The sequence below is a fragment of the Lactobacillus sp. MRS-253-APC-2B genome, from assembly GCF_012843675.1.
Classification (GTDB): Bacteria; Bacillota; Bacilli; order Lactobacillales; family Lactobacillaceae; genus Limosilactobacillus; species Limosilactobacillus pulli.
Map to the genome: position 1 here is coordinate 85,820 of NZ_JABAFO010000004.1, position 23,290 is coordinate 109,109.

The following is a 23,290-nucleotide window of genomic DNA, read 5'->3' on the forward strand; positions in this document are numbered from 1 at the left end:
GTTATGTGATATTTTATTTTGTTATATAATGAACGCAAAGTAAGTGGAATTGAAAGCGTTTTTGTTTATTTGGAGCTTGTACTCATTGATTTAGCAATGTTTTTGAAGTGTTATTGATCAACTCAATTCCACCTAGCTTAACCATTTAGAAGATATATTGGGGTGATTCGGATGGTATCAAAAAACAACGTTCAAGAACGACAAAGAAAAGACAGCGACCAAAAGCCGCACTACGCAATTAAAAAACTAACGATTGGCGTTGTTTCGGTATTGGTCGGCACGACTTTTGCTGCTTATAACAGTCAGGTCAGCGCGGATACGACCGCCAGCCCGGCCAACTTAACCGCGCAGACGAATGATGTCACGCCGACCGGCAACTCGCTAACCGCGGGAACCGCCACGGCTGGTGATGATAATGCAAGCGCTGCAGCTAGTCCCGCTAGTCAATCAACCGCGACTGCTTCAAATAGCAGTGGGGCATCAGCTGGTGAAAGTCAATCCGGTACACCAACGTCTCAGACAACCAGTAGCACAACACCGGTAAGCACCGTTCCAACGGCGGATTCAGCTGCCAGTGGTAACACCACGACGGAAAGCGCGGTGAGCCGCCAACTGACGATTTCGGTTTCTTATGAAGGAGCAGCTAATAATCCGCTACAAGAAACGCGCCAACTGACTTTTAATGGCATCCAGCACCAGACAATCAACGATGGTACCACAACGACTACTTATACATGGCAGCAGAACCATGCCAGCATCCAAACCACGACACCAGTAGTTGAAGGATATGTAGCTGATGCATCAGCCGTGGATCAAGAAGTCAGTTTGGATGAGCAGGGAAATCTGGTCGTTGAGGTTAATGGCCAGAAGCATCTTTTGTCTGCTTTGAATCCAAGTTTTAACACCGATGTCAAATATCAAAAGGTTGGCAAGGTAATTCCAGTTGCTGAAGATGGTACGGTGATCCAAACCGATGCCAATGGTGCCTATGTCGACTCGCAAGCTTATCAAAATGACGCAGCGGACGCGACCAAAGTAACCTATACCGTGCCCACGATTGCTGGTTATATAACGATGCAAGCCAGCGATGAAGGTATCCATACGCCAAACAGCGCGACTGATGACACTAAGATTTATTACGTGCCATTAAAATCGACTAAAACCGTTACCAGAACGATTACATATTCCGGCGCGGGGACGCATACCCCAGCTAATGCTACATATTCAATCGTCTTTACGCAGACCAACGCGCGTGACGAGCAAACTGGCGGCCTGACCAGAACCTGGGATAAGGAGCGTGATTCGTGGCCGAGCGTAATCGTGCCAGCAATTGACGGCTATACGCCAAACGTCACGGAAATTGCGGCTGACGACAATGTCACTTATCAGACTGCTGATCAAAATATCAGTGTTATCTATTCACCGAATCAGCAAAACGGCCAAGTTGATTTTATTGATTGCGATGATCAAAATCAGACCATCAAAACAGTCGCTATCAGCGGTGTTTCTGAAGGACAGATTGATTTTACGACGGCCGCGACCGCGCTGAGCGATTTAGAACAGGCGGGGTACGCGCTGGCTACGATCAATGACTGGGTTGATGCCGATGGAACCTTTAAGACAGCTGAATTTGATACGGATGACAATACTACTCAAACCTTCAAAGTTTACCTGGTTCATCAGCAGGCGACCACGACGACTGACAAAACGATTACCCGGAAGATCACGTATACCGGTGCTAAAGACAATCCGGAATCAGTTTCCCAAACGGCCGTCTTTACAGAGACAATTGTTAAGGATCTGCAAAACGGCAAAACGCTGCAAGACACCTGGAAACTGAAGAACAATGGGTTTACCGCGGTTGATACACCGACAATAAAGGGCTACACGCCAAATCTCAAAACCGTCGCCGCTGAAGATGACAGCAGTATTTCGCATACCGATAGTGACCAGACAATTGAAGTGGTCTATACGCCAGACGATCAAAAAGCCACGGTCGCGTTTTACGTTGACCAGCAAAATGTCTACTCCTTGCCACTGCTAGGCAAGACTGATCAAAAAATTGATCTGACCGCGGCACAGACGATGCTGAATAATTTTGAACAAGCCGGCTATACAGTCTTGGATGGTGACCTCAACGCGGACTATACATATGATGATGAAGACGATCAAGATCAAACGATTACGGTTAAGCTGCAGCAGCCAACTACTTCTAAGACCGTTCATTTGACGGTTAACTATAGCGGCGCGGGGGATGCTACCCCAGCAGCTGCTGAACGTGATGTCGTCTTTATTGGCACGATCAGCTATGACCCAGCAACCAGTACGACCAAAACTGACTGGGTCCCGCAGACGACTGATGCAGCGGTAATTGCCACGCCGGTCGTTGATGGCTTGATTGCCAGCCAAGCTCAGATAACTGCTTCACCTGATCATGAAAATCAGACGGCAACCGTTAGCTATGCCAAGATCGGCGTCCTGCAAGCCGTTGACGAAGCTGGCAACGTATTAGCAACGATAAATTATCAAAACGATCCCAATGATGCCACTAAGGTCGGACAAACTGCTTTGCCGGCAGTCAGCGGCTACGTGCCAAAAGATGGGCAGCAGTTTATTACGCCGACTGATGCCATCCGTGATATCCAGGTCGTTTACCTGCCAATCAAGGCCCAGTTTACCCAAACCATTACTTTTACCGGGGCGGGTGCAAAGACGCCGACACCTCAAACCCAAACGATTGCATTAACCGACAGCCAAACCAGCGGCACGTTTACTTTTGTGGTTCCTAAACTGGCCGGCTACGACGTTCAGATTACCGGCGCCACTCAAACCGTGGATCAAAGCAATAATATCCTCGTTACCGGGGCAACGGTAGCTGCTGATAGTTCTAATCCAGCGTCGATTACCGTTACCTACACGCCTCGGCAGCAAACAGGCGAAGTCTTGTTTGTCGATGACACTGATCAGGGAAAGCAGTTAGTCAAGGCTGAATTGACTGGCATTACCGATCAGTCAATCGATTTTAGCCAAGCCGCCGACCAACTGGCAGCCTATCTGAAAGCTGGCTATGCCTTGGCTGCGACTGGCAATGACTGTCTGGATGAAAACGGCAGCTTCAAAGCGGCAGTATATGGTGAAAACAATAATTTCACCGTGCATTTGATTCATCAAACAGCGGTGATCAATTCGGCTGCTGACGCGCAAAAGCTGGTCTTGCCAAGCGGAGTCAGCTTAAGTGCTGCGGATCAGCAGGCACTGTTAAGCGAAAACAGCTATCTGGATACCACTACCGCCAGCCGCGTCGTTAAATATGCTTTTAGCAGCAATGATGCAACGAGCCAAGTGCCAACCGCGACCGACCAAACGCAAACCGTAACGTTTAACCGGACCAACAGCTATACGGTGGATCTGGCAACGGGAGCGGTAACTAAAAACAATGGTGATTGGCAGATTGCTGCCACGCCAGCCAGTGATGGCAGCGCGCGGTTGGATGCGATCACGCCATTAACGTTTGCCGGCTGGTATCTGGCAATCAGTGCCGTCACTGACTCGCTTGATGCCGCGGCGACGGCTGATGACATCTTAAAAGCCCACGCGGTTAAGCCTGGGCAGACGCAGACCCTAACTCTGACCTATCAGAAACTGGCCGCAGCCACCATTTCAATTTTGGATGAAGGCATCAATTCTGGTCAGTCTGACAAGGCAAGCCTGCTAAACACCTATACTGTCAAAGGACAGCAGGGAGCAGATATTGACTGTGATCAGGTTACGGAAATCGTCAGCGTCACGACCAAGGATCCCGATGGCAAGGAAAATACCGTGACTGCCGAATCCGCCGCAAACGCCAACGCGCAGCTGAATGCCTATCTAAAGGCTGGCTATCAGCTGGATCAGTCACTGGCTGCCATTCAAGATGATAATGGCACTACCACCTATACGTTTAAGAATGGGGCGGTGGTCACCGAAAAAGACGGGGTCTACTCGTTTGCCAATCAATATGACGCTGATGACGCGACCGTCCAAAATTATCAAGTCTACTTAGTTCACGGCACGACGACCGCCACTAAAAACAAGACAATTACACGGACAATCTACCTGCATAACGTGGATCAGACCACTACGAAAACGGTGCAGAGCTGTGCCTTAACGGAGACGATCATAACCGACAACGTAACTGGCGATACCGTCAGCGACACCTGGAATAGCGGCGCCTGGGAAGCATTTGAGATTCCAGCTGTTGACGGCTATGTTGCCAGTGAAAACGATCTTGCACAAACCTCTGTCTATAACACGACCTCTGATCAGGTTGTCAACGTAATCTACGTGCCAAATTCAGCAACGGCAACCATTAAGATTATTGATGACGATGCCGGCAATGCTGAATTAAACGAATATCAGGTGTCGGGGACAACGGCTGGGCAGGTCAACTTTAACCAGGCGATCACGCAGCTGAAAAAATACTTAACCGGCAACTATACCTTCAATACGGCCAATAAGAACAACTCTGCCAAGTTTACGATTGCCTATCGCAATGGCAAGTTAGACAGTCTGTCGGCGGCTGATATTTATGGTGCGACTGCCCAGGAATATGAGATTCATCTGCAGCATCAGAAGTCAATCAGCAAAGAATATGCCGACATGACGCGGACTATTAATCTGGAACTGCCAAGCGGAACCAAGATCGTGACTCAAACAGTACAAATCTCGCGAGCAGCCACGACTGATCTGGTAACGGGCAGCCGAAGCTATGGTGATTGGACAATCACGGCAGCCTGGCCGGAGTACGCCGTTCCTGCTGTACCTGGCTATCAAGCAAGCCGGGACGTAATCGTCAGCGAGACGGTAACCAATACCACTCCTGATAAGAGCATTAACGTAGTCTACACGCCAATCGTGCAGCATGCTAACATCACGATTATTGACGATACGCAAAATACAACGCTGGCCCAAGCTGACCTGACGGGGACGTATGGTCAAGCAGTTGATTTTGACAAGCCAGCAATCTCATTGGACAATGTCAGCCCGAATGGTAAGCTGCAAGAGTTTATCAAAAACGGCTATGTTTTGGCCAGTCAAGACAATGTTGCCAGCGATAATCAGCATTTTGCCACGACAGTCTATGGCTTAGAACCGTTAAGTATTACCGTTCATTTAAAAGAGGGCACGCAGGCAACTGAAGAAACTAAAAAGCTGACGCGGACCATTAACTATATTGTGAATGGCAACGTGTTTAAGACCGTTTCGCAGTCAGCAGTTTTAATGCGGACCAAAACCGTTAATCTGGTCACTGGCGCCACGACTTATAGCAAGTGGACGACTGGTCAGTGGGATAAGGCTGTTTCGCCCACCCATGAAACGGATCCAACACACATCCCAGATGGCTACTATCCTGATAAAGAAATTGTTTCCGAACAAACTGTTTTGCACGCGACAGGAAATCAGATCGTTTTGGTATACTACAGCCGGCCAAGCGACTATCGCAGCGCGATGATCAACATTATCGATGAAGAAGATGATGGCAAAGTTACGCTTTGGACTCAGGAAACGGCTGGGAAAACCGGTGATCCAGTTGATTTTACGTCTGCTAATGCGGCCTTATCTGACTATCTAAACCAGGGCTTTGTGGCCGATTCAAATCGTTCGCTTGAACACCAGGCAGTCAATGATGATTTAAAGACGTTTGCGCAGCGAACCTTTGCCAATGACAGTACTCAAAACGTCTTTACGGTTTATTTAAAACATGGCACCCAAAATCTAGGGGATGAAAAGCGCGAAGTAACGCGAACGATCAACTATGTCTTTCCTGATGGCACGACGCGTACCTATGTCCAGGCCGTTGATTTCAAGCGGACGGTTACTGAAGATTTGGTTGATGAGCGAAACATTTATGGCGACTGGACTTTTGATAGCGCTCAGACGACACTGAGTACCACGGCCAACGGAAAGACGACTGACAGTAAGCTAAGCAACGTTAACCAAGTAGCTGCTTTTGGCAAGCTCGATACCGCACAGGTGGCAAAAGATGCCAAGCAAGACATCACTGGTTACGTGCCAAGTCAAGCAGTCGTTGATGAGCTGACCGGGATTACGGAACAGACTGCCAGTCAGGTTGTTAATATAACGTTTAGTCCGAAAGTCGAATCAGCAGTGATCGGGATGATTGATACGACGGTTGCTGCTGATCCTAAGACCGGCACGAATGATTTTGACTTTCAATCGATTTATACCAACACGGCGAGCGGTTATTTTGGCAAGTCGATTAATGTCGACCTGGTCAACCAGTACTTAAATCAATTCCTCAATCAAAATGGCTATCGCCTAGGGGTGGATACGCAGACCGGCACTGCCAAGCTCATCAATGACACTACGACTGACAACGCGGATCGCAGTCAAACTGAAACCCTGACCTATACTTATACTGCCGGCAACACCACGGCTGGTCAGATTACGGAAACGATCACGACTGAACCTGCGACCGTTGACAATGACGGCAATACCATAACCGTTAAGCACTATCATTTCGTCATGGACAGCGCAGCGTCTGATGTCACGGCAACAACGACCACGACGGCAGCTGGAAATTCCAGCACTGTCTACCAGCTTGATGTCAAACCTTTTCTTGATTCCATGCAGACATTGGTAGTTCCAATGCTGCACTATCGGACAACCGCTAATTACTCAACCAGCAATCCACCCGCCGGAACGTATAAAGATGTGGTTCGAACGATTATCTATCATTTGCCAGATGGCACGACGGAAACGAAAACCCAGATTGTGCGCTTTACGCGTTCCATCACGACGGATCATGTAACAGGGATGCAGACCGCCAGCAGCTGGTCAACCGGTAATGCCAACTATGCCTGGATTGAAACTCAGTTGCCTGATAAAACCACGACGCAGAGCGAGGTTACACGCAGCTCGATTTGGAGCAGTCAATCGACCCCAATCGTCAAAGGCTATACGCCAACGACGCCAACGCAAAAAGTAGTAGCTGTTACTGCCGCTACCCCTGATTCAGTGATTGAAATCAGCTATCAGGCCGACAAGCAGGCAGCCACGATTCAGATTATTGATTCTACTACCGGTGATGTTTTGAGCAATTACAACGTTCATGGCGTTACTAATGAAGCAATCAATTTTTATGATGCCAATGCTCAGTTGAATTACTATCTGACCCATGGCTATCTGTTGGCCAACGATACTGCTGATCATCACAATAACGATGTTCAGATAAGCGATGGTCAAACCAGTTTCAAAGCGGTCAATTATGATAATGAAGATGCTCAGGATCAAGCGTTCAAGGTTTACCTGATTCATGATGAAGCCAAAACAGACCAGGCAGTTGATCCCAACCTAACCTCAATTACAGACACCAGCGGCAAGCAGATTGATTACGTTGATAACGTGAAGAGCAATCCGAAAGTTACCAATCCGGCCAGCTACGTCCAGACGGTTACTTCGAAACGCACTGCCAAATTCGTCTTTGACGGCGACTCGACAACCAAGCCAAACATCAGCGACTGCGTTCAGACGGTTACCTGGACGCGAACGGTTAGCTATACCATCGACCTGGTAACGGGGAAAGAAACGCCGACTTATGGAGAATGGAAGTTTGTTGCCAGCACTCCAAGTGGCAAGCAGGTTCGGACAGCGGTTAATGGCGGCCAAGCTGAAACAACTGCTACGATGGTCACCGCTGATGAGCAAGAAGCCGGCTATGTTGCGGCCGTCAGTGGTAGTTTCGCGGGTTGGTATCAAGTCAACTCTGATTCGGCAACTGGCAAACAAACCCTCCCGGCATTAGCTAACGGGCAAGGATTGAATCAAACGGTCATTTTAGAATACAAAGAATACGCCAAGGCCAGGATTCAAATTATCGATGCCAACCCAACGGAAAATCAAGGCACGCTTTATGATGAAACAAAAGCTGATGGGCAATACAAGCAGGGGACATCGATTGACTTTGCAAAGGCCAACTCCACACTGGCTGAACTGCTTAGTCACGGTTATGTCTTTGATCATGCCAGCACGAATGGCAACGGGACAGCAGTTGGCACCGCTGATGGTTTTGCAGCTGATACCTATGACGCCAAAGACAATGAGGATCAGAATTTTATCATCTATCTGCGGCATGATACGGCCCAGACATCAACACAGCTGACGAACGATTCGCGCTTAACGGCCGCATCTGGGCGTACGGCTTATTTGGATAGCGCATTGAAAAACACTACGCTGACCAACGTCAACAGCTATCAAGAAAGCGCCACGTCAACCAGAACCGTAACTTTTGCGTTCACTAGCAATACCGCCTTGCCGTCAGCAATCGCCAAAGTAAACGGCCAAAAGGTGACGCAGGTCGTGACCTATACGCGCCCAATCAGTTATAAGATTGATCTGGTTACAGGAACCGCGACTCGTGATTATCAAACCTGGCAAATAGATCCAAAAGTCATGGGAACCACCAGCCAAGGGACGACGACCACGATTGACCAGAATGGCCAGACGACTTTAAGCGCGGCCACTAACTTTAATGACGATATTTTCCCAACGGTTAGTGGTCAGATTGACGGCTGGTATCTGGCCAGCGGGGATGCCAGCGCGGCTCAGGCTCCATCGCCACGGACTGATCAAGCTGGGGCAAATGTCGCTTCTTCAATCACGTTGACTTTTAAAAAGCTGCAGAATGCCTACATCAAGATCGTGGATGAAGATGCCAATAACATTTTGCTTTATGATGAAGAAAATACCAAAGATGCCAATGCGGCTAACGTGGCTCAAAAGCAAGACACGGCAATCGACTTCAAGACCGCGCAAGACAAGCTGAATGATCTCTTAAAGAGCGGCTACGTTGTCGATACGGAGAAGACATCAGCGCTGACTGGAAGCACGTTCACGGCCACGAACTTTGATAGTGACGATACCGGAGACCAAATGATCACGGTCTACCTTAAACATGGGACAGCGATAATTGGCGTTAATACCGATACCAAGACCAGTCAAGCAACCATTGGCGAAAAAATTAATCCTGATTCTGACAATACGGTTGTCTGGCCAGATGCCGTTAGCTATGAAAATTTGACGCGCCAGGCCACCCAGACTATCGAATATCTGTATCAAGGCGGCGGCCAAGCACATGAAAGCAATGTGCAGACGGCGGTGTTGACGCGAACGGTAACAATTGACAAGGTCACGGGCAAGGTTATTAAGTACTCGAACTTTACCACTCATAAATTTGCTGACGTTATCTCGCCAACCATTGATTATTACAGTTATGTGAACTTTAAGGATAGGGTCGTGGCCGGTCAGACTGCCTCAGCAACGTTTGATGAAAAAGGTAATGAGACCGATAGTAACTTGGATGTTACATATCAAGTCAAATACAAAACAAACGGTACTTGGAAAAAGATTAATGAGCCGGTTTATGATCAAGATGGTCAAGTTAGCTACCGGACGGATGCAACTGGGACCAGTTATCTTACCGAAGATGATGATGCCAGCACCGTAACGGCTACGGTACCAACCTACCAAGGCTATACCGCGGTGTTTGAAACCAATCAGGACAGTAAGACCGATCAGACGCTAATCCCCAACAAGCAAACCAGCATTCAGAATCAGGTTATCAAACTACAAAATGATCGAGCCGGTCAAGATTCGACGGTTACCTACACGCCGGATCGACAGCTGATCGTCTACCAAATCTATGACCAGACGTTGGGTAAAAATATTTCTGTAGCTAAGGAAGATCAACTGAATAACGATGCAACGACTGGGCGTTTGGCCGTGGGAGTCAGTGACGCCAGTGCAGCATCTCAAACAACAGCTGATAAATACCAAGCTTTAAAGGATGACTTGGTTAAACGTGGCTACAAGCTGGTTCCCGCTGATTCCTTGCCAGCCTTCTTTGATCATGACGATGATAATAATCAAACCGTGACAATTAAGGTTGTTCATGACTACGCGGAGTTTAAGGATGCGCAAACCGCGCTAAATGCAGAAAATAACGGAACAGTTACTGATACAGATAATCAGCAGGCCGTTTACTTGTGGAAAAATAGCGACTATAGCAAGCGAAGTTATACTGACACCACCACGGCTACGCGAACGATCAATTTTGAGTTTAAGGGTAATGCCCAAAGCAAGCCTCAGGTAGGTGAGGTTGATCAGACTGTGACCTACACGCGGCCAATTGTTTACACGATCGACTTGGTGGACGGTACCATAACGCGCGACCACGCAGCATGGAAATTTGCCAGTGCCAAAACTGGACCAACGAAAATAACCATGGACAGCGATGGCAAGATCACGACTGAAGGTGCCAACGATAACCTGGGAAACGCAACAATGCCAGCAGTAACTGGTAGTTTTGCCGGCTGGTACCTAAGTTCGACATTGAACGCTGACGATGCCTTCTTGCAGCCGGACACGTCAAAGGAAGGTCAAGCTGCCAACCAGTCAACAACCGTAATGCTAACGTATCTGCATTATCAGAAAGCAACGATTCAAATCATTGATGATGATCAAAACGATAAGCAGACTTTGGTCAATGGTTATCTGACGACTGGTGATGGCAATCTTTACATGCAGGTTGATCTGGAAGGGCAGCAAGGTGCTGAGATTGACTTTACTGCTGCCAATGCATTGCTTGAAAAATTGCTGGAGGCAGGATATCAATATGAAGCTGGCATGGATAAATTTGCTCAAGCCAATTTTGACAACGATGACACTGTTGATCAGAACTTTGTCGTTAAGCTGATTCACGAAAGCATTACGCTTGATGGTAAGAATCAGGATCAACTGCCAACAGTCGGTAATGAGATGTCTCCGGGCTCGCCTTCTCAGGCAACCTGGCCAAAAGACGTCAGCTCCAGTAATCTAACCCGCCAAGCCGTGCGCAGTATCATCTATCAATATGCCGATGGATCCAGTGCCGATAACGAACAGGTTAAAGACGTTCATAATCAAGCCGTATTAACGCGGACGGTAACCATCGATAAAGTTACTGGAAAAGTGTTAAAAACTGGCGAATTCAGTACGCATGTTTTTGAAGACAAGCAGAATCCGGTGATTGCCGGTTATCACACTAAAAAACCAAGTACTGCGGGCTTTACTGCCAAAGCAGAAAATAATCTGAAAAATGAAACTACGGTTTACTACTATGCAAATGGCAAATATCTTGATCAAAGAAATGGTCAGCAGACGGCCTATACAACTGGTAAAGATAACGCGGCTATATCCGGAACAATTTCAGTTGATCCGGGATACACGGCTCATATTGAACAAAAGCAGGGAACGATTGATGTACCAAATAGCGGTACGGAGCTGATTACCTACACGTTTACTCCAGATGATCCGGCAACTGATACCACGGTTACCTATACCGCCAATCCACAAACCGCGATTGTACAGATCATTGACGATGACGTGGATCCGAAGACACCATTATGGACTTCAGCACCGGATGATCTAAATGGTTATACTGATATGCTAATTAACTTTAGCAGCAGTCAAAAACAGTTAGACTACTACCTGAGTCATGGCTACCAGCTTGCCGCTAATGGCAATGACGACCTTAATGACAAGCGATTTAAGTCTGCCGTCTATGACAATGTCGATGATATTGAGCAAACATTTGTTGCACATCTGGTTCATGGCAAACGAACCTTTAACTTTGGTGATTCACAGCCAACCGGTAAGATGTATTCTGATGAAAAGAGTCCAGTTTGGCCAACAATGACTTTGAGTGAAGATGCTACTCAAACCATTAAATACGCCGGCGCAGGAACTGATACGCCGGGCAATAAGACGCAGACCGCCAAAGATGCCTTTACGCGGACCGCTACGGTTGATTTGGTTACTGGTAAAGTTGAATATTCTGCCTTTAGCGGTAACAATGTGAAGTTTAATCCCGAAACCACTGATGTCTTGCCTGGTTACCACGTTGCCGAAAACGCTAAGACAGTTGATGGATTAACGGCAACGGCTGAAAAGCCAAATCGTGATACCACCGTAACCTATCTGCCAAATGGATCATTGCGGTTCACGGATCAAAGCCAGACGCTGAGTTCCGCGCAGCTGCAAAGCATTCAGTACACTACTGATGCCAAGGACCCAAGCAGAGTTACGGTAACGATTCCGCTTTATTCAGGCTACACGGCCAAAATTGGCGATCAAATTATCACGAGCACTAACAATCAGCGGGAAATGACCGCGACAACCGGTGCCGGCTCTGATATGGAAGTTGTCTACACGGCTGATGCTCAAAAAGCTCAAGTACAGATCTTTGACGATGACGTGGACTCGAAGACACCATTATGGACTTCGGCATCGGATGATCTAAATGGTTATACTGATGCGCTAATTGACTTTAGCAGCAGTCAAAAACAGTTAGACTACTATCTGAGTCATGGCTACCAGCTTGCCGCTAATGGCAATAACGACCTTGATGGCAAGCGATTTAAGACTGCTTATTATGACAATGTCGATGATGCTGAGCAAACATTTGTCGCACATCTGGTTCATGGCAAACGAACCTTTAACTTTGGTGATTCACAGCCAACCGGTAAGATGTATTCTGATGAAAAGAGTCCAGTTTGGCCAACAATGACTTTGAGTGAAGATGCTACTCAGACCGTTAAATATACCGGGGCAGGAAATGATACGCCGGGTAATAAGACGCAGACCGCCAAAGATGCCTTTATGCGGACCGCCACGGTGGATTTGGTTACTGGTAAAGTTGAATATTCTGCCTTTAGCGGTAACAATGTGACGTTTAATCCCGAAACCACTGATGCCGTACCTGGTTACCACGTTGCTGAAAGTAATAAGACAGCTGGTGGTTTTATGGCAACGGCTGAAAAGCCAAATCGTGATACCACCGTAACCTATCTGCCAAATGGATCATTGCGGTTCACGGATCAAAGTCAGACGCTGAGTTCCGCGCAGCTGCAAAGCATTCAGTACACTACTGATGCCAACGACCCAAGCAGAGTTACGGTAACGATTCCGCTTTATTCAGGCTACACGGCCAAAATTGGCGATCAAATCATCACAAGCACCAACAATCAGCGGGAAATGACCGCAACAACCGGTGCCGGCTCTGATATGGAAGTTGTCTACACGGCTGATGCTCAAAAGGCACAAGTGCAGATCTTCGACGATGACGCTAAAGATTCCGCATTACCGATTTGGCAAACCGAGCTGTCAGGCACGACTGCTGGAAACATTGAATTTGTTGCTGGCAATGATCAGCTAAAATACTACCTGAGTCATGGCTACCAACTTGCCGCTAATGGCAATGACGACCTTGATGGTACGCAATTTAAGACTGCTTATTATGACAATGTTGATGATGTTGAGCAAACGTTTGTCGTTCATCTCGCTCACCGCTTGGAGACGGTTGGCGTAACCGACTCATACCAAGCTGGTCAAAAGATCTATGCTGACACGGACGTTACTTGGCCAGCATTAACGTTAACCAAAAATGCCAGCCAGACGATTCATTACCAGGGAATCGATGGGCAAAATCCTGCTGACCATGTTGATCAAGCAGCTGCTGTCTTTAAGCGGACGGCGACGATTGATTTAGCAACTGGTACGGTAGTGTCATATTCCGAATTCACTGGTCAGAAAATCTTTGAAAAGGACGTTTTGACTCCGGCTATGCCTGGTTATCATGTTGCCGAAAATGATCGGCTGGCTGGTGGGTTAACGGCCAATCCCAATGATCCAAACCCTGAGATGACGGTAACCTATCTGCCAAATGGGTCATTGCGGTTCACGGATCAAAGTCAGACGTTGAGTTCCGCGCAGCTGCAAAGCATTCAGTACACTACTGATGCCAACGACCCAAGCAGAGTTACGGTAACGATTCCGCTTTATTCAGGCTATACGGCCAAAATTGGCGATCAAATTATCACGAGTGCTAACAATCAGCGGGAAATGACCGCGACAACCGGTGCCGGCTCTGATATGGAAGTTGTCTACACGGCTGATGCTCAAAAGGCACAAGTGCAGATCTTCGACGATGATGCTAAGGATTCCGCATTACCGATTTGGCAAACCGAGCTGTCAGGCACGACTGCTGGAAACATTGAATTTGTTGCTGGCAATGATCAGCTAAAATACTACCTGAGTCATGGCTACCAGCTTGCCGCTAATGGCAATGACGACCTTAATGACAAGCGATTTAAGTCTGCCGTCTATGACAATGTCGATGATGTTGAGCAAACATTTGTTGCGCATCTGGTTCATGGCAAACGAACCTTTAACTTTGGTGATTCACAGCCAACCGGTAAGATGTATTCCGATGAAAAGAGTCCAGTTTGGCCAACAATGACTTTGAGTGAAGATGCTGCTCAAACCATTAAATACGCCGGCGCAGGAACTGATACGCCGGGCAATAAGATGCAGACCGCCAAAGATGCCTTTACGCGGACCGCTACGGTTGATTTGGTTACTGGTAAAGTTGAATATTCTGCCTTTAGCGGTAACAATGTGAAGTTTAATCCCGAAACCACTGATGTCTTGCCTGGTTACCACGTTGCCGAAAACGCTAAGACAGTTGATGGATTAACGGCAACGGCTGAAAAGCCAAATCGTGATACCACCGTAACCTATCTACCAAATGGATCATTACGGTTTACGGATCAAAGCCAGACGCTGAGTTCCGCACAGCTGCAAAGCATTCAGTACACTACTGATGCCAACGACCCAAGCGGAGTTACGGTAACGATTCCGCTTTATTCAGGCTACACAGCTAAAATTGACGATCAAATCATCACGAGCGCCAATAATAAACGGGAAATGACCGCAGCTACCGGTGCCGGCTCTGATATGGAAGTTGTCTACACGGCTGATGCTCAAAAAGCACAAGTGCAGATCTTCGACGATGATGCTAAGGATTCCGCATTACCGATTTGGCAAACTGAGCTGTCAGGCACAACTGCTGGAAAGATTGAATTTACTGCTGGCAATGATCAGCTAAAATACTACCTGAATCATGGCTACCAGCTTGCCGCTAATGGCAATGACGACCTTAATGACAAGCGATTTAAGTCTGCCGTCTATGACAATGTCGATGGTGTTGAGCAAACGTTTGTCGTTCATCTGATTCATGGCAAACGAACCTTTAACTTTGGTGATTCACAGCCAACCGGTAAGATGTATTCCGACGTTGAAAACAGTCCAGTTTGGCCAACAATGACTTTGAGTGAAGATGCTACTCAAACCATTAAATACGCCGGCGCAGGAACTGATACGCCGGGCAATAAGACGCAGACCGCCAAAGATGCCTTTACACGGACCGCTACGGTTGATTTGGTTACTGGTAAAGTTGAATATTCTGCCTTTAGCGGTAACAATGTGACGTTCAATCCCGAAACCACTGATGCCATACCTGGTTACCACGTTGCTGAAAGTAATAAGACAGCTGGTGGTTTTATGGCAACGGCTGAAAAGCCAAATCGTGATACCACCGTAACCTATCTGCCAAATGGTTCATTGCGGTTCACGGATCAAAGCCAGACGCTGAGTTCCGCACAGCTGCAAAGTATTCAGTACACTACTGATGCCAACGACCCAAGCAGAGTTACGGTAACAATTCCGCTTTATTCAGGCTATACGGCCAAAATTGGCGATCAAATTATCACGAGCGCTAACAATCAACTGGAAATGACCGCAACAACCGGTGCCGGCTCTAATATGGAAGTTGTCTACACGGCTGATGCTCAAGAGGCGCAAATACAGATTTTCGATGATGACGCTAAGGATTCCGCATTACCAATTTGGCAAACTGAGCTGTCAGGCACGACTGCTGGAAAGATTGAATTTACTGCTGGCAATAATCAGCTAAAATACTACCTGAATCATGGCTACCAGCTTGCCGCCAATGGCAATGACGACCTTGATGACACGCGATTTAAGACTGCTTATTATGACAATGTCGATGATGTTGACCAAACGTTTGTCGTTCATCTGGTTCATGGCAAACGAACCTTTAACTTTGGTGATTCACAGCCAACCGGTAAGATATATTCCGACGTTGAAAACAGTCCAGTTTGGCCAACAATGACTTTGAGTGAAGATGCTACTCAAACCATTAAATACGCCGGCGCAGGAACTGATACGCCGGGCAATAAGACGCAGACCGCCAAAGATGCCTTTACGCGGACCGCTACGGTTGATTTGGTTACTGGTAAAGTTGAATATTCTGCCTTTAGCGGTAACAATGTGACGTTCAATCCCGAAACCACTGATGCCGTGCCTGGTTATCACGTTGCCGAAAACGCTAAGACAGTTGATGGATTAACGGCAACAGCTGAAAAGCCAAATCGTGATACCACAGTAACCTATCTACCAAATGGGTCATTGCGGTTCACGGATCAAAGCCAGACGCTGAGTTCCGCACAGCTGCAAAGTATTCAGTACACTACTGATGCCAAGGACCCAAGCAGAGTTACGGTAACGATTCCGCTTTATTCAGGCTATACGGCCAAAATTGGCGATCAAATTATCACGAGCACTAACAATCAGCGGGAAATGACCGCGACAACCGGTGCCGGCTCTGATATGGAAGTTGTCTACACGGCTGATGCTCAAAAGGCTCAAGTACAGATCTTTGACGATGACGTGGACTCGAAGACACCATTATGGACTTCGGCATCGGATGATCTAAATGGTTATACTGATGCGCTAATTGACTTTAGCAGCAGTCAAAAACAGTTAGACTACTACCTAAATCATGGTTATCAGCTTGCCGCTAATGGCAATGACGACCTTGATGGTACGCAGTTTAAGACTGCTTATTATGACAATGTTGATGATGTTGAGCAAACGTTTGTCGTTCATCTGGTTCACCGTTTAAAGACGGTTGGCGTAACCGACTCATACCAAGCCGGTCAAAAGATCTATGCTGATACGGACATTACCTGGCCAGAATTAACGTTAACCAAAAATGCCAGCCAGACGATTCATTACCAGGGAATCAATGGGCAAAATCCCGCTGACCATGTTGATCAAGTGGCTGACGTCTTTACGCGAACGGCAACGCTTGATCTGGTAACCGGCACAGTAACTTCATATTCTGAATTTACCGGCCAGCAAACCTTTGAAAAGAACGTTGCGACCCCGGTTGTACCTGGCTATCACGTTGATGAAAAGGATCAGTTGGCTGGTGGGTTAACGGCTACCCCTGATGATCCAACCCCTGAGACCACAGTAACCTATCTACCAAACGGCTTTTTGAAGGCTTTGGATGCCTCGGGTCAGGCAATGAAGGGCTTTGTTCCAGTTCAATACACGACTGATCAGACTAATCCAAGCCAGGTCACAGTCATCATTCCAACTTTTGCTGGCTATACGGCCACAATTAATGGAGCTGCCGTTGATCAAGGAATCCAGTATCAGATTGTTAATGCTGATCGGGATACGGAAGTCGTTTATACTGCCAATCCACAAAAGCTGACGGTGGAATTTATCGATCAGACTGATCATCGCGATCTCGCTAAGGTTGACCTGACCGGTAAAACAGAGCAGGCCGTTGACTTTAGCGAAGCAGCGAAGAAACTGTCGGCTTATTTGACTAAGTATGTACTTAGCGACAATAATCCAGGTCTTGACCAAGGAAAGTTTAAAGCTGTCGCCTATGATGCGATTGATACCCAAGATCAGATTATCAAAGTCTATCTTGAGCATGGTCATGAGCAAGTCAACGAAACCAAATACATTTCCGAAAATATCACCTATGTCTACCAAAATGCCGATCAGCAAATTACTTTTGGTAACGATAAACAAACTGAACAGGCAGTTAGAACCGGTATTCGTGATTTAGTAACCGATCAGATCGTCTGGTCAGACAAGATTGAACCAATCATCTTTAATTCGGTTGATTCGCCATTGCTTATCGGCTATCAAGCTCAGATCAAGCAGGTGCCAGTTACTAATGTTACGGTTACCAACGATAATTGGGCCGCCGACTTGGACCAAAATATCAAGGTGGTTTACGAACCAATCGCGCAGACGGCCATTGTCTCGTTTGTCGATCAGGATGACTTAAAGCAGACTTTCCCAACCATTACGATTAACGGATTGTCTGATCAGCTAATTGATTTCAAAGCTGTCCAGGCACAGTTGCAAAACTATTTGACAGCTGGTTACGTCTTGGCTTCTGATACAGATTTAGCTGACGCGAAATTTGATCGGACTGATGATCCTCAATTCTTTACGATCTATTTAAAGCATGGTCAACAGCCTGATCAGCGGACCAAGCAGGTTACTGAAACGATCAAGTATGTTTATGCCGACCAGACTCAAGCCGCCTTACCAGTTGTCGAAACGATCACGGCAACCCAGTCTGGCATTAAGGATCTGGTTACTCAGCAGACTGACTGGAACGGTAAAATCACGTTCTCGGCTGATTTTACCGCGGTAACCTCACCACTAATCGAAGGCTACACACCAGATCAGGCCGTCATTGAACCGAGTCATCCCGACGATCCTGATTGGAATCAGCTGGATATCATTAAAATCGTAACCTATGCTGCTGACCCGCAGAAATTGACCTTTACTATATTTGATCGGACGGCCAATACAAACCTGTCCATGCCAAATGACCTGCTGACCTCAATTGGCATCAGTGATCACGTTTTGGCAACCGGAACCAGTGATGCCAAACTTGATCAGGCAGCCGTGGCTCGCTATCAGCAACTGATCAAGACCGTGACTGAATATTTCGCGGCACAAGCATACGGTGACGTTCAGTCTGAGCAACTGCCCGCGATGTTTGATCATGATGACATGACTGATCAGAACGTGGTCATTTCTTTGGCCCACGAAACAGGAACGGTCAGTCACATGGTTGATCAACAAAAACCAACTGACGATCAAGGCCATCAGCTGCCAGACTCGCTTGATCCGCTTCTCTACAAGGAAGAAAGCTTCTGGGACTACCCGACGTCAACGCGAAAGATCAGCTACAATTTCCAAACCAACGATGCCACTAACGTACCCCAAGTACAGCAGGCGGTCCAAACCGTTACGTACCGGCGAACCGTCAGCTACACAGTTGATCTGGTTACTGGCCAGCTTGTCGGCGAGCCAATCTATGGTGAGCCAGCCTACTATGCCAGCTCAACGACCGCGGTTTTTGCCAAGCAGGATTATGATTCAGATGCGGTTCAGACCAGCGGCGCCAATGACTCGCTTGGCACCAACCAAATTCCTGGCGTTACGGGTGAATTTAACGGTTGGTATGAAGAACTCGCTGATAATAACGGTACTGAAACGGTCCTCTTTGACGGCAGTCGCTGGTATGTGGAAGTCGCTGGTCAAAAACAGTTCGTGCCAGCTAACCAGCTCGGCAAGATCGTCTTTAAGCGTTATCAAAAAGCGCGGACCGAAATCATTGATGATGATGATAATGGCAAGCAGCTTTTTATCGAAGACTTGATCGGCAAACAGCAGGCAGCGGTTGATTTTCAAACGGCCGCGGCTAAGCTGGATGAGCTGCTTAGTGATGGCTATCAGCTTGCCAACCAAGCAGCTGCAGCGCCAGTTTCATCAAAACTGTTGCAGCGCTTTGGATTGATGCTTTTTGCCAGTTTGCGGGTTAAGACGTCCAGCATGGGACAAAAAGCATTTGGCAGTGCCGCGTATGACACGGATGATACCAACGTTCAAGTATTTACGGTGCATGTCACGCATCAAAAAGAAACTCGGCAGGAAGCAAAGACGATTACCAGAACCATCAATTACCATCAGCCAGACGGGACCGTGATCACGGTTACTCAACCGGCAACGATTACGCGCACCGTTTTGTTTGACAAGGTAACCAAACAAGCCACGCCAACTACGGCTTGGACCATGACTGCACATGCGGAGCAGGCAACGCCAAAAATTAACGGTTATACGCCGGATAAGACTAAAGTAGACGTTGCATCGGTTGATGGCACCTCGCAAAATTCCAGTGTCGATGTGGTTTACTACCGCGACAAGCAAAAGGCGATCATTGATTTTGTTGATGATGATCGTGGACAAACATTATCAACTGTAACCGTGGATGGCAAACTGAATGATTCGATTGACTTCAGCCTGGCCAACCAAGCCCTCGAAAGCTATCGCAACCACGGCTATCAATTGGCTTTCAGCGGTAATGATGACTTAAATGACGCTCAGACGGTCTTTAAAGCTGCTAAGTATCATGCAGTAAATGGGGTTCAAAACTATGTCGTTCACCTAACGCATGTTTGGCAAGATGCTACGGAAGACAAAACCATCATTCGTACAATCAACTACCATCTGCCTGACGGTACCTTGAAGACGATTACCCAACCAGCCACAATCAACCGTTCTGTAAAGATCGACAAAGCGGTTGGTACCAAAATTTGCGGAAAGTGGTCACAAGCTTCTTGGCCAGCGATTGAAGTGCCTAGTCTAGCCGGATATTCACCGAGTCAAGCCGCAATTGTTGCTGAAACGGTTGATGGGGCGACTGCTGATAAGACTGTGGATGTCTTCTACCAAGGCCATGAACAGGCTGCCAGCGTACGGATTATTGATCTGACGACTGGCAAGCCGTTAACTGAAGAAAAGCTGCATGGCTTATCCGGTGAACCGCTTGATTTTGCCAAGATTAACGCTGAATTAACTGCTTATCTGAGCGCCGGCTATACTTTAGCGTCAAATAATCAAGCTATTGACGATCTCGCGATGAAATCAGCTGATTTTGACAGCGATGATCAATCAGACCAAGTATTTGTCGTTTATTTGACGCATCGAATCAATGAAGTGCCAGAAACTCAAACCGTTACACGCGTTATTAAATATCGTCAGCCAGATGGGAGCGTTAAGACGGTTCAAGAAACCCAGCTCAGCAAGCGGCTCTTACGGATTGACGCGGTAACTGGGCAGAAAGTTGCAAGCGGCGACTGGACCCCAATCAGTTGGCCTGAGATTGTGCCGCCGATTTTTAAGGGCTACACAGCCACGGTCAGCCAGAATATCCCGCAAAATGACGGTACGGTGCTGGTTGAGGTTAGTTATCAAGCAGAACTAAATGATGATCATAACCATGAACAAGATGATCACAATCAGGATGCTGATAAACACGACAGTCAAACCATTCACCAGCTTGATCAGTCTGACTCGCACTCTGTTGATTCGGCAGCAGTCAGTCCAAGTATCCCACGCACGGATAAACCGGCTGGGATGGCAAACAAGCCAACTGGTAAGCAAACAGACCACTCAAACAACCAGCGCCTGGTGCAAACAGGTAATCAAGGTACTGGCAAACAAACCGTCTTAGGGGGCCTGCTGCTTGGCTTGGCAGGGATGTTGAGCGGCTTAGGACTTAAAAGAAAGAAACGAGGGGATAAATAAATAATTTCACTATCAAAAGCGACCATTCTCCATCCAAGGAAATGGTCGCTTTTTTGTTTTGAAATAACTTTACATAATATAGATAAGGTAATGTTTTATGACGAAGAACTGGCTGATATCATCAAGAGCATAATTGATCGCAAATGATTGTCTTAACTAGATTAGATTTCATGCCAACGAAAAGCCTTCTTGCAGCAGGTTGCCTTGATTAAGAATTTCAATCTTGTGATTACTGAAAAATAAGAAATAGAGCGGTAAAGCTATCCATTTAGAACTCTAAGGCCACGAATTGCCAATAAGAAACTTTGAAAGATATATCTTAAATCAGACCAATTCCCATATATCAAGCGAGAAAATCGACCTTAGTGAAGCAGATTTGATGATTAAAGGTTTGGTTGAAAACGCTTGAATGATACATTAATGTTAAAATAATTAAAGAAAACCGTTACGTAGTTTGAAAAAGATGAAATTTTAGTTATAATAAACCAAATTTATTTAATCGACGCTGGGAGGCGAGTTAATGTTTAGCAAAATTGGACAGATTATATTTGACAATGAGGCCGTTTTAGAGGCATCCGACTTTAAAATGGGTTTGGAAATCGAAATGCAGCGCGTCGATGAGACTGGCCATCTAAGTTAGGAACCATATCCGGACACGATTGGCGATGAAAAGGTCAACCCTTGGATTACCAATGATTTTTTGGAGACCATGTCAGAGATCGTAACGCCTGCTACTGATAACGCTACTGATGCCATTCATTATCTATACAGCATCAATACCGTCTTACGGACCGCGCTGTCACCGGGAGAATTGCTCTGGCCATTATCGATGCCACCGATTCTGCCTAAGGATCGTTCCAAGATTCAAATCGCGCACGCTGGTCCCAAAAAAGAGGCCTACTTTAAAGAATGGCTTAAGCACCATAGCATTTCAGAAGGGGCTCCATCGGGCGCGCATATCAACATGAGTATTAATAATGATCTGGTCGAGTTAGTTTATAAGCAGCTGCCGCAACGTTTTGAAAACAAAGTGGCCGCGCAAAACTATCTTTATCAGATTATCGTCCAGGGTTTCATGCGCTATCGTTGGTTTTTGACCTATTTGTTTGGCGCCAGCCCGATTGCTGAAGCCAATTTTTTCGAAAATGGTGAACAGCCGCTGAAACGACCAGTTCGCAGTATTCGCCAGAGTCAAAAATATGGTTTTGAAAACAAGTTTCCCGGTGACTACTCTTCAGTTCAAAACTATGCCAAAAAAGTTATGGATGCCGTTAAAAGCGGCAAACTGCAGTCATCGGCCGAGTTTCATGGTCAGGTTCGTTTTAAAGGTGACAATGACCTGAACAAAATGGTTAAAGAGGGCGTCAACTACATTGAACTGCGCATGCTCGATCTGGATCCGACCAGTTCTGTTGGTATTCGTACCGGGACGCTACGCTTTATTCGGCTGTTGGCAGGCTACTTTATCATGAGCCCTTCGCTAAAAGAGAGTGAGGCGGGGCGGGTGATTGCCAGAGCCGATGAGATGAACGAGCATGTTGCTTTGGAAAGTCCCACTTCGCAATGTGAATACGCGCCAACTGCTAAAGCCTTTATTCGTCATCTGCAGCTGTTTGTCAACCAGATTCAAGCAGGTCCTGAATATCAAGAAATTTTGGATGATCTGGAATATCGGATCAACCATCCTGAAACCACGCCAAGCGGTCAATTAGTTGAAAAGATTAAAAATGATTCATTGGTTGACTACGCACTGCATCAGGCCCGCAAATACCAAGATGGCGCCATTCAAGCCCTGCGTCCATTCCGCGGCTTTGAGGAAAACAATGGCAACATCAGTGCTGATGAGCTAGCCAAGGAACTCTTTGAAGGAACTTGGCGTCTAAATAAGTCATAAATAAAGATAAAGGCGGTTTGGAAA

The 23,290-nt window shown here is 46.9% G+C and carries 1 protein-coding gene and 1 pseudogene; both read left to right on the top strand.

From position 1 onward, the window contains the following. The first annotated feature begins 171 nt into the window (after positions 1 to 171). Complete coding sequence (locus HF864_RS03605) at positions 172 to 21,372, top strand: YSIRK-type signal peptide-containing protein (protein ID WP_169461742.1); 21,201 nt, start codon at positions 172 to 174, stop codon at positions 21,370 to 21,372. Positions 21,373 to 21,892: 520 nt separating this feature from the next. After that, positions 21,893 to 23,266, top strand: a pseudogene (locus HF864_RS03610) (glutamate--cysteine ligase). The last annotated feature ends 24 nt before the right edge of the window (positions 23,267 to 23,290 follow it).

Bases quoted from the DNA above. Each gene is read 5' to 3' on its own strand.
- HF864_RS03605 (WP_169461742.1), top strand. From the start codon at position 172: ATGGTATCAAAAAACAACGTTCAAGAACGACAAAGAAAAGACAGCGAC.